Below are 8,685 nucleotides of genomic sequence, written 5' to 3'. Positions count from 1 at the left end.
GGTCGCCTGGACTCGCGCGCGGGAGATCGCGACCAAGGCCCTGCGCGGCGCGGTGTACAAGCCGGTCGGCTGGGCAACGCACTACCACACCGATTGGGTGGTGCCGTATTGGAGCTCAAGCCTCGACAAGATTGCCGAGGTCCATACGCATCTGTTTTTCCGCTGGGAGGGCTGGTGGGGCACCGGCCCTGCCTTCAACCGTGGCCAGCAGCCCGGCGAAGCCACGATCACCCAGCTCGCCGCGATTTCCGAACATCATCGCGGCGGCGATCCGCTGGCTGATGAAAGTCAGCTTGCCGAGACGGTCCCCTTCTTCGGCCGCACGCCCGCGCCGCTAGCCGGCGATCGCGACACGTTCCTGACGATGCTCAATCCAGCGCAGGCGGATACCTTTCACGGCATGGCGATAGCCTCCTGTGGTGATCGGGCGCGCTGCAAGTTCATGGGCTGGACGGAGCCGGATGCCATGGCCTTCACCCTGCCCCTCACGCCCGAGCAGATGAACGCCATGTCGTTCAGCTACATCCGCGATCGCGGTAGCAATCTCGAACGCGCCTTGTGGAATTGCGACGAGTTCAAGACGCGCTCGCCCTGCATGAAGCGCCTCGCCCTCCGCGCCGCCCCCGTCCCGCGCGACAACGCCCGCGGCCCTGCCGAGCTCGACGGCATACGCCGCAAGGGAGACATGGCTGAACCAGTGCCGGGCAATGCGGCCGGGGTTGATTAGAGATCGAAGCCGTAGCGGGCCGGCGAAATTTGAAGGGCCGCTGCCGCCGCGAGCTGGAGGCTGATCCCGCCGGTTTATCCGCCTCTCGGGCAAAGCGGCGCCGTTCGAAGCCCCTTTGCTTACCTCACAAGCCCGTCATTCCAGCCTCGTGCCGAGATTCACTGTTCCCCCAAACTCAATGGCTTGAGGCTTCCGAAGCGTAGGTTGCGGTGATGAGGCCGGCGTGATGGAAATTAGCAGGTGTCTCGCGCGGGCAGGTACCCGGTTCAAACGGCACACCTCGCTGAATCGAGCGATCAAGCGCGGATCGTTGGCCAAACGAAAAAGACCATGCCGGAAAGCGCGAACGCTCCCCGGCATGGTTAACCAGTCAATTACCGGATCGCTCGACCCGAACGATCCTGTGCGCGGCGATCAGGCCGCGCGGAACATTTCCGGCGGCAGTGCCATCAGTGCCTCTGCCCCGCCTTCGATCTGGCGGCGATAGGCGCCGGCCTCCGGCAGCACTCGTTCCGCAAAGAAGCGCGCCGTCACCAGTTTCGCCTCGAGGAAGGCGGCGTCGCCCTCGCCCGCGTCCTTCAGCGCCGCCGCGGCCACCGCCATGCGCAACCACATCAGGCCGACCGACACGACGCCCAGCAGGTGCATGTAGGGCACCGCGCCCGCGCCGATGTTGTTCGGGTTGGAAATGTTGCCCATGAACCACATGGTCGCCGCCTGAAGCTCACCCAGTGCCTTCTCTAGCCGGGTTGCGAGATCGGCCGCCGGCCCGCTCTTCGCCGCCGCGCATTCCTGCGCCACGATCTTGAAGAACAGCTGGATCGCACGGCCACCGTTCATCGCCAGCTTGCGACCGACGAGGTCCATCGCCTGCACGCCGTTGGTGCCCTCGTAGATCATCGCAATCCGGGCATCGCGCACATATTGCTCCATGCCCCATTCCTGAATGTAGCCATGGCCGCCATACACCTGCTGCGCATCGGTCGCGATCTGATAGCCTTTGTCGGTGCCGACGCCCTTGATCACCGGGGTCAGCAGTCCGATCAGGTCGGCCGCTTCCTGCCGTGCCGCCTCGTCCTCGGCATTATGCTCCAGATCCACCTGAAGCGCGCCCCACAGGCACAAGGCGCGCAGGCCCTCCAGCCATGCCTTGCCGTTCATCAGCATGCGGCGCACGTCCGGGTGGACGAACAGCGTGTCCGCCTTTTCCTCGGGCTCGGCTGCACCGGTCAGCGCACGGCCCTGGCGGCGATCCTCGGCATATTGCACCGCGTTCTGGAACGCCGTCTCACCGACCGCCAGGCCCTGCAGGCCGACACCCAGGCGCGCCGCGTTCATCATGATGAACATTGCGGCAAGGCCCTTCATCTCCTCGCCGACCAGCCAGCCGGTCGCCCCGTCATAGTTAAGGACGCAGGTGGCGTTGCCGTGAATACCCATCTTGTGCTCGATCGAGCCGCAGGAAACGGCATTGCGCTCACCCAGCGAGCCATCGTCGTTCACCATCACCTTTGGCACCACGAACAGGCTGATGCCCTTTGAGCTGTCCGGCGCGCCCGGCGTCTTCGCCAGGACGAGGTGGATGATATTGTCGGTCAGGTCATGCTCACCGGCTGAAATGAAGATCTTGGTGCCGGTGATCTTGTAGGAGCCATCCCCCTGCGGCTCGGCGCGAGTGCGGATCAGGCCCAGGTCGGTGCCGCACTGCGGCTCCGTCAGGTTCATGGTGCCGCCCCACTCGCCCGACACCATCTTGGGCAGATACTTTTCCTGCTGCTCGGGCGATCCCTTCGCGACCAGTGCCGCGATCGCGCCATGGGCAAGGCCGGGATACATGGCGAACGCCATATTGGCGGAGATCATATATTCCTGGAACGCCGTGGAAATGACGTGCGGCATCCCCTGGCCGCCGAACTGCTCCGGCGCGGAAAGCGTTCCCCAGCCGGATTCCACGAACTGCTTGTACGCTTCCTTGAAACCGGCCGGCGTCGTCACCGATCCGTCCTCATGCCGCGTGCAGCCTTCCTGATCGCCGGACTGGTTGATCGGGAACAGCACCTCGGCAACGAAGCGGCCACCCTCCTCCAGAACGGCATCCACCGTATCGGGCGTAGCGGCGGCGAAACCGGGGACGTTGGCGTGGCGCGACAGGCCAACGACATGCTCCAGGACGAAGCGGGTGTCGCGCACTGGCGGGGTATATTGCGGCATGAAGGCTCAGTCCTTGTGTTCGGGATAGTCGATCAGGGAAACGAAATCTTCGAGTTCGGCGATCGCCGCATCGATGTCCGCCTTTTGCGCGGTCAGCGCATCGATCCGGGCACGGCAGCGCGCAATGGTCACCGCGCGCTGGGTGTGTCGCCCGTCGCCGATGTCATACAGGTCGATCATCTCGCGAATTTCGGCCAGGCTGAAGCCGACGCGCTTCCCCCGCAGGATCCAGGCGAGCCGCGCGCGATCGCGATGCGAATAGATGCGAGCCGTGCCCCGCCGCTCCGGCGCGATCAGTCCCTCGTCCTCATAGAAGCGCAGGGCGCGCGGCGTCACGTCGAACTCCGCCGCGAGATCACTGATACTGAAATGGGAGCGATCCGTTCGGGGCGGAAGCGAGTCAAAGACGCCAGCAATCGACATGCCGGCGCCAGTACGTTCCGCTTACGTGAACGTCAACCGCAAAGCGGCTGCCCGTCCGGCCCGCGCATGGCGCGGGCCTCGGCCTCGGCGCTGCTCAGCCTACCGGCGTTTACCGCGGTCAGCGTCGCGCGGCCGGTGCACCGGCTGTCGCATGCTCGCGGCAGGGTTGCGGGAAAGGTGATGCGCGCGCCGTCGAATTCCGCCTCGAAGGTGCATTCCTCCCCGAACGTCAGCCGCAGCCGGTCGCGTCCGGTCGCAATGCCGCGCGCGACACAGCTTTGCCGATCGCCATAATCGACACTCGCGCCCACCCGATAATTGTCACCCTGCGGAACGATGCAGATCTTGTCGGTGGCCGACCCGAAGGCGCCGACAGGATCGCGCCTCGCCGGATCGATCACGATGCCAGCGCGGATTGCCGCCTCCTCTAGGCCCGCTCCCGGGGCATCATCGGGCGACGCCTTGCGCTCCTGTTGCCCGCATCCGGCCAGCACCAATCCGATCGCCAGCGCGACTGTGCCGCGCATCTGCCCTGCCCTCAATCAACGCGCTCCAGCCCGCCCGATACGATCCGGCGATAGAAGCAGGACCGCGCGCCCGTGTGACAGGCGGGGCCAGCGGGCTCGGCGATGACCCATATCGCGTCCTGGTCACAATCCACGCGCAACTCGCGCACGGTCAGAACGTGACCGGAGGTTTCGCCCTTCACCCACAACGCCTGGCGGCTGCGCGACCAGAAGGTCGCCTTGCCAGTCTCCCGAGTCGCCGCCAATGCCTCCGCATTCATATGCGCGACCATCAACATCTCGCCGCTGTTCGCATCGGTGACAACGGCGGTCACCAGCCCTGCGGAGTCATATTTCGGGTCAAGGGCCAGGCCCTGTTCGCGCGCATCGGTCATGCCGCATTGTTATCCGCGCGGCGGTGCGAATCGCCAGCCCGCTTGTCCGCCCTCACTTATGGTTGCGAATGGCATCCACCAGCTCGGCCTTGTTCATCTTGGATCGCCCCTCGATCCCGATCTCCTGCGCCTCTTCGTAGAGGTCGTCCTTGGTGCGATCCTCCAGCCTGTCGCCGCGGTGATCCAGCGATCCGTTCGCCTTGGCGTTGGCGATCCGCGCCGCCTTTTCCTTCGATTCGCCCTTCTTGCGCAGCTCCTCGTAGAGCGCATCGTCCTTGATCTGCGCGCCATGATCCTTGGCCATCGCCGGGTCTCCTCTCGCGTGCGAACAACCCATTGATGCTCCGATCGCTCCACCCCCCATGACAAATCCGAGACAAGCGCTATATGGGCCGCGCACGACGCGAGCCCCCACCGCCATGCTGACCACCAATCCTTTCGACGACGACCATCTGCACGAGGAGTGCGGCATCTTTGGAGTTTCCGGCTCCGATGGCGCTGCTGCCCTGGTTGCGCTTGGGCTTCATGCCCTGCAACACCGCGGCCAGGAGGCCGCCGGCATCACCTCCTTTGACGGCACCCATTTCCACACCAAGAAGGCAATGGGCCATGTCGCCGGCAATTTCGACAGCGAGGCCGTGATCGGCGCGCTGCCGGGTACCGTTGCCTGCGGCCACGTCCGTTACTCCACCACCGGAGAGACGGCGCTGCGCAACGTCCAGCCGCTCTATGCAGAGCTGGCCAGCGGCGGATTCGCCGTGGCGCACAACGGCAACATCTCCAATGCGATGAAGCTCCGCCGGGAGCTGATCCGCCGTGGTTCGATCTTCCAGTCGACCAGCGACACCGAGACGATCATCCACCTCGTCGCCACCTCCAACTATCGCACGCTGCTCGATCGCTTCATCGACGCGCTGAAGCAGGTGGAGGGCGCTTATGCGCTGATCGTGATGACGCCGGAGGGCATGATCGCCTGCCGCGATCCGCTCGGCATTCGCCCGCTCGTCATGGGCAAGCTCAACGGGTCCATCATCTTCGCCAGCGAGACGGTCGCGCTCGACGTGGTCGGTGCCGAGTTCGTCCGCGTGGTAGAGCCCGGCGAACTCGTGATCGTCCAGGGCACCGAGATGCGCTCGATCCATCCGTTCGGCCCGGTCGCGCCCCGCCCGTGCATCTTCGAATGGGTCTATTTCTCCCGCCCGGATTCGATCGTGGACGATCACTCGGTCTATTCGGTCCGCAAGTCGATCGGCCAGCAGCTGGCGATCGAGGCGCCGGTCGATGCCGATCTGGTCATCCCGGTCCCCGACTCGGGTGTACCGGCGGCGATCGGCTATGCGCAGGAAAGCGGCATCCCGTTCGAGCTCGGCATCATCCGCTCGCATTATGTCGGCCGCACCTTCATTCAGCCGGGCGACAAGGTTCGCCATCTTGGCGTCAAGCTGAAGCACAACGCCAATCGCGCGCTGATCGCCGGCAAGCGGGTCGTTTTGATCGACGATTCGATCGTTCGCGGCACCACCAGCCTGAAGATCGTGCAGATGATGCGGGAGGCCGGCGCGGCAGAGGTGCACATGCGCATCGCCAGTCCGCCGACCAAGCACAGCTGCTTCTACGGCGTCGACACGCCCGAACGCGCGAAGCTGCTCGCCGCCACGCATGATCTCGGCGCGATGACCGATTTCATCCATGCCGACAGTCTCGCCTTCGTGTCGATCGACGGCCTGTACAAGGCGTTGGGGCAGAAGAGCCGGTCGCAGTTCCGTCCAGGTTATTGCGACGCCTGCTTCACGGGCGACTATCCGACCACGCTGACCGACCATGACGATACTGCCGCCGTGGATCAGTTCGCGATGCTCGAGGAACGCGTCGCCTAAACCTTGCCGCGCGCCCTCGCTTGGCGAGGGCGCGTCTCGGGCCCTCTCGCCCGCGCGCAACCGTCTGCCTTGGGATTCTGGATGAACAAGCCGCTTGAGAATAAGCTCGCCCTCGTCACTGGCGCGAGCCGCGGAATCGGCGCCGCCACCGCCATCGCTCTGGCGGCACAGGGCGCGCATGTCGTCGTCACCGCGCGCACGGCAAAGGCGCTGGAGGAAGTGGAGCAGCAGATCTTCGATGCCGGCGGCTCGGCGACGATTGCGCCGCTGGATCTGACGGAGAAGGATTCGATCGCACGGCTTGCCGCGGCCGTTGCTGAGCGGTGGCAGGCGCTCGATGTGATGGTGTTGAACGCCGCCACACTCGGCTCGCTCGCCGCCGTGCCCGCAATCGACGCCAAGGAACTTGCCGCCGTGCTGACGCTCAACGTCTCGGCTCAGGCAGCGCTGATCCAGGCGTTCGATCCGCTGTTGCGCCAGTCGGAAGCCGGCAAGGTGATCGGCATTACCTCCTCGGTCGGGCGCAAGCCGCGCGCTTATTGGGGTGCTTATGGCGCGTCCAAGGCCGCGTTCGAAACGCTGCTGGGCGCTTATGGAGACGAAGTGTCCGAGATCAGCCGCGTGCGCACCGCGATCATCGATCCCGGCGCCACCCGCACGAAGATGCGCGCCCGCGCCTATCCCGGCGAGGATCCCGCATCGGTGAAGCCGCCAGAAGCGGTGGCCGATCACATCACGTCGCTCGTCCTGAACGGCTTCGAAACCGGCCTTTGGGAGCGGGTGCCGGGCTAAGTTCCGGACCAGCCGCCTCGCGTCTGTTCCGCACACTCACTCCGGTTCCGAGCACTCCGCTACGGTGCCGTTTGATCCAGCGCGGGCAAGCTGCGCAGTAGTCGCGCGCCGGGTTCCATCACTGCCGCGCTGCCGCGAACAATCGCTCCATGAAGGTCATGCGCGCCTGCGACAGGTCTGACCCGGTCGCCTTGGGCCAGGCGGATACCATTGCGATCACCGTCCGGCTCGCCGGATCGACCGTGATGCTCTGGCCGAAGATCCCCTGTCCGCCGAACCTTTCCTGCGGATAGGCCCACCATTGATAGCCATAGCCGAAGCCCGGCCGTCCGATCGAGGCATGGGCACGGGTCGCATCGGCGAACCAGCCTGGCGGTACGATGCCCTCGCCACCTTCCAGCGCGAGCAGACCCATCCGCGCGTAATCGCGCAGCGATACCGAAAGGCAGCATCCCGCCACCTCGCGGCCGCTCGCATCGACCATCCAGAAGGCGTCGCTTTCCATCCCGTACGGGCGCCACACCTTCTCGCTGAGATATGTCGCCAGTGGTTTCTTCACGGCGTTGGCAACCAGCACGCCGATCAGGTTCGTCTCTCCGGTCTTGTAGACCCACTTCGCACCCGGCTCCGCCTCGCGCGAAAGCGTGCGCATATAGGCGACGGTCGGGTCCATGCCGGTGGGCACCGAGATGGAAAACATCCGCGCGACGTCGGACTTGGGGTCGGTGTAATCCTCGTTCCACTTCACGCCCGACGTCATGGTCAGCAACTGGCCGATCGACACGCCATCATAGGCGCTGCCGGCAAGGTCCGGGATATACCGGGTCACCGGCTCGTCTACCGAACCGATGAAGCCGTCCTTGATCGCCGCTCCCACCAGGGTGGAGGTGAAGGATTTCGCCACCGAGAAGCTCGTCCACCGCCCATCGCGCGTCAGCCCGCGCGCATATCGTTCCAGCCGCACCTTGCCGTCCTGAACCACGATCAGGCCGGCGACGTTCTGATCCCGAACATAAGCGTCGATCTCGGCCGCCGGCACTGGCAGCGGCACGCCCTGGGGCAGGTCGCGCAGCTTGCCTCCCGCCTTCACGACATGGACTGGAAAGTGATCTTCCATATGCGGGAAGTTCTGGTCGCGCTCCTGCTGGGACCAGAACAGAACGGCTGCGCCCACCTGCTTCAGCTGATCGCGATTGGCGTCGGTGATCGGCACCCCGGCAGCGATCGCCTGCGCGCTGCCCTCAGCAGCCGACACCGGCTGCGCGGCCGCGTTGCTCTGCGGTGGTTGCTGGGCCGCACATCCGCAAAGCAGCATCGCGGCCAGCGCCGCGCCAAAGGCAAACCGCTTCATGCCCCCTCCTTGACCAGCGTGATCTGCACGACATCGATGCCGCCGCCGCGAAACCCGCCTTCGCAATACATCAGGTAGAAGCGCCACAAGTCAACGAAGCCACGATCGAACCGCGCCGGCAGGCGCCCCTGCGCCACCGCATTGTCGAACCGCACCCGCCATTGCCGCAGCGTTTCGGCATAATCCTCCCCAAAGGCATGTCGCCCCTGCCATGTCAGCCCGTTTGCCTCGGCCAGCGCCCGGAACTGCGGCTCATGGATCAGCATGCCGCCGGGAAAGACGCAGGCCTGGATGAAGTCGACGTTGCTGGAATAGGCGGGCCAAACGTCTTCGGCGATCTTGATGAACTGGATCGCCGCGCGGCCGCCCGGCTTCAGCGCGCGGGAAATCGCCGCCAGATAAT

9 protein-coding genes and 1 pseudogene are annotated in these 8,685 nt (G+C 65.3%); 3 read left to right on the top strand and 7 right to left on the bottom strand.

Features of this window, described 5'->3' with window-relative positions:
- Window positions 1–727 (top strand): annotated as a pseudogene (locus tag AX702_RS12935) (cell wall hydrolase); the annotation flags it as partial.
- A 414-nt stretch (window positions 728–1,141) separates the two neighbouring features.
- Here the strand turns inward: AX702_RS12935 and AX702_RS12930 are convergent.
- The 5 genes from AX702_RS12930 to AX702_RS12910 are packed head-to-tail and all read right to left on the bottom strand — an operon-like array spanning window position 1,142 to window position 4,566.
- Window positions 1,142–2,938, bottom strand: coding sequence for an acyl-CoA dehydrogenase C-terminal domain-containing protein (locus AX702_RS12930; RefSeq protein ID WP_066780205.1), 1,797 nt, complete (start codon window positions 2,936–2,938; stop codon window positions 1,142–1,144).
- A 6-nt stretch (window positions 2,939–2,944) separates the two neighbouring features.
- Window positions 2,945–3,361: a MerR family transcriptional regulator gene (locus AX702_RS12925; RefSeq protein ID WP_066780203.1), complete on the bottom strand. Its 417-nt coding sequence runs from the start codon at window positions 3,359–3,361 to the stop codon at window positions 2,945–2,947.
- Window positions 3,362–3,393: 32 nt separating this feature from the next.
- Window positions 3,394–3,888, bottom strand: coding sequence for a hypothetical protein (locus AX702_RS12920; protein WP_066780202.1), 495 nt, complete (start codon window positions 3,886–3,888; stop codon window positions 3,394–3,396).
- A gap of 11 nt (window positions 3,889–3,899) precedes the next feature.
- Window positions 3,900–4,262: a phosphoribosyl-AMP cyclohydrolase gene (hisI, locus tag AX702_RS12915; protein ID WP_066780201.1), complete on the bottom strand. Its 363-nt coding sequence runs from the start codon at window positions 4,260–4,262 to the stop codon at window positions 3,900–3,902.
- Window positions 4,263–4,314: 52 nt separating this feature from the next.
- A complete protein-coding gene (locus tag AX702_RS12910) occupies window positions 4,315–4,566 on the bottom strand; it encodes a Rho termination factor N-terminal domain-containing protein (RefSeq protein ID WP_066780199.1) in 252 nt (83 codons plus the stop codon).
- Between the two features lie 115 nt (window positions 4,567–4,681).
- On the opposite strand from AX702_RS12910, the gene purF reads away from it, so the two are divergent.
- Together purF and AX702_RS12900 are read left to right on the top strand one after the other, a co-directional pair.
- Window positions 4,682–6,139 carry an amidophosphoribosyltransferase gene (purF, locus tag AX702_RS12905; protein ID WP_066780197.1) on the top strand — a complete coding sequence of 486 codons (1,458 nt, stop codon included), beginning with the start codon at window positions 4,682–4,684 and terminating at the stop codon, window positions 6,137–6,139.
- An 81-nt stretch (window positions 6,140–6,220) separates the two neighbouring features.
- The gene (locus tag AX702_RS12900; protein ID WP_066780195.1) at window positions 6,221–6,931 is read left to right on the top strand and encodes an SDR family NAD(P)-dependent oxidoreductase; all 711 of its coding nucleotides are present in this window, start codon (window positions 6,221–6,223) and stop codon (window positions 6,929–6,931) included.
- Window positions 6,932–7,049: 118 nt separating this feature from the next.
- Here the strand turns inward: AX702_RS12900 and AX702_RS12895 are convergent, their stop codons facing one another.
- Together AX702_RS12895 and AX702_RS12890 are read right to left on the bottom strand one after the other, a co-directional pair.
- A complete protein-coding gene (locus tag AX702_RS12895; RefSeq protein ID WP_066780193.1) occupies window positions 7,050–8,282 on the bottom strand; it encodes a serine hydrolase domain-containing protein in 1,233 nt (410 codons plus the stop codon).
- Window positions 8,279–8,685, bottom strand: a 407-nt coding sequence (locus AX702_RS12890; protein WP_197420598.1) for a class I SAM-dependent methyltransferase, incomplete at its 5' end; no start/stop codon positions are given. The genes AX702_RS12890 and AX702_RS12895, both read right to left, overlap by 4 nt.

This window comes from Sphingomonas sp. CCH5-D11, assembly GCF_001557395.1.
Classification (GTDB): Bacteria; Pseudomonadota; Alphaproteobacteria; order Sphingomonadales; family Sphingomonadaceae; genus Sphingomonas.
This window is presented reverse-complemented; position numbering and strand designations above follow the sequence as displayed.

Excerpts from the sequence above, each read along its gene's own strand:
- hisI (WP_066780201.1), bottom strand. The coding sequence starts at position 4,262 with ATGACCGATGCGCGCGAACAGGGCCTGGCCCTTGACCCGAAATATGAC.
- AX702_RS12920 (WP_066780202.1), bottom strand. The coding sequence starts at position 3,888 with ATGCGCGGCACAGTCGCGCTGGCGATCGGATTGGTGCTGGCCGGATGC.
- AX702_RS12900 (WP_066780195.1), top strand. The coding sequence starts at position 6,221 with ATGAACAAGCCGCTTGAGAATAAGCTCGCCCTCGTCACTGGCGCGAGC.
- AX702_RS12910 (WP_066780199.1), bottom strand. The coding sequence starts at position 4,566 with ATGGCCAAGGATCATGGCGCGCAGATCAAGGACGATGCGCTCTACGAG.
- AX702_RS12925 (WP_066780203.1), bottom strand. The coding sequence starts at position 3,361 with ATGTCGATTGCTGGCGTCTTTGACTCGCTTCCGCCCCGAACGGATCGC.
- purF (WP_066780197.1), top strand. The coding sequence starts at position 4,682 with ATGCTGACCACCAATCCTTTCGACGACGACCATCTGCACGAGGAGTGC.
- AX702_RS12930 (WP_066780205.1), bottom strand. The coding sequence starts at position 2,938 with ATGCCGCAATATACCCCGCCAGTGCGCGACACCCGCTTCGTCCTGGAG.
- AX702_RS12895 (WP_066780193.1), bottom strand. The coding sequence starts at position 8,282 with ATGAAGCGGTTTGCCTTTGGCGCGGCGCTGGCCGCGATGCTGCTTTGC.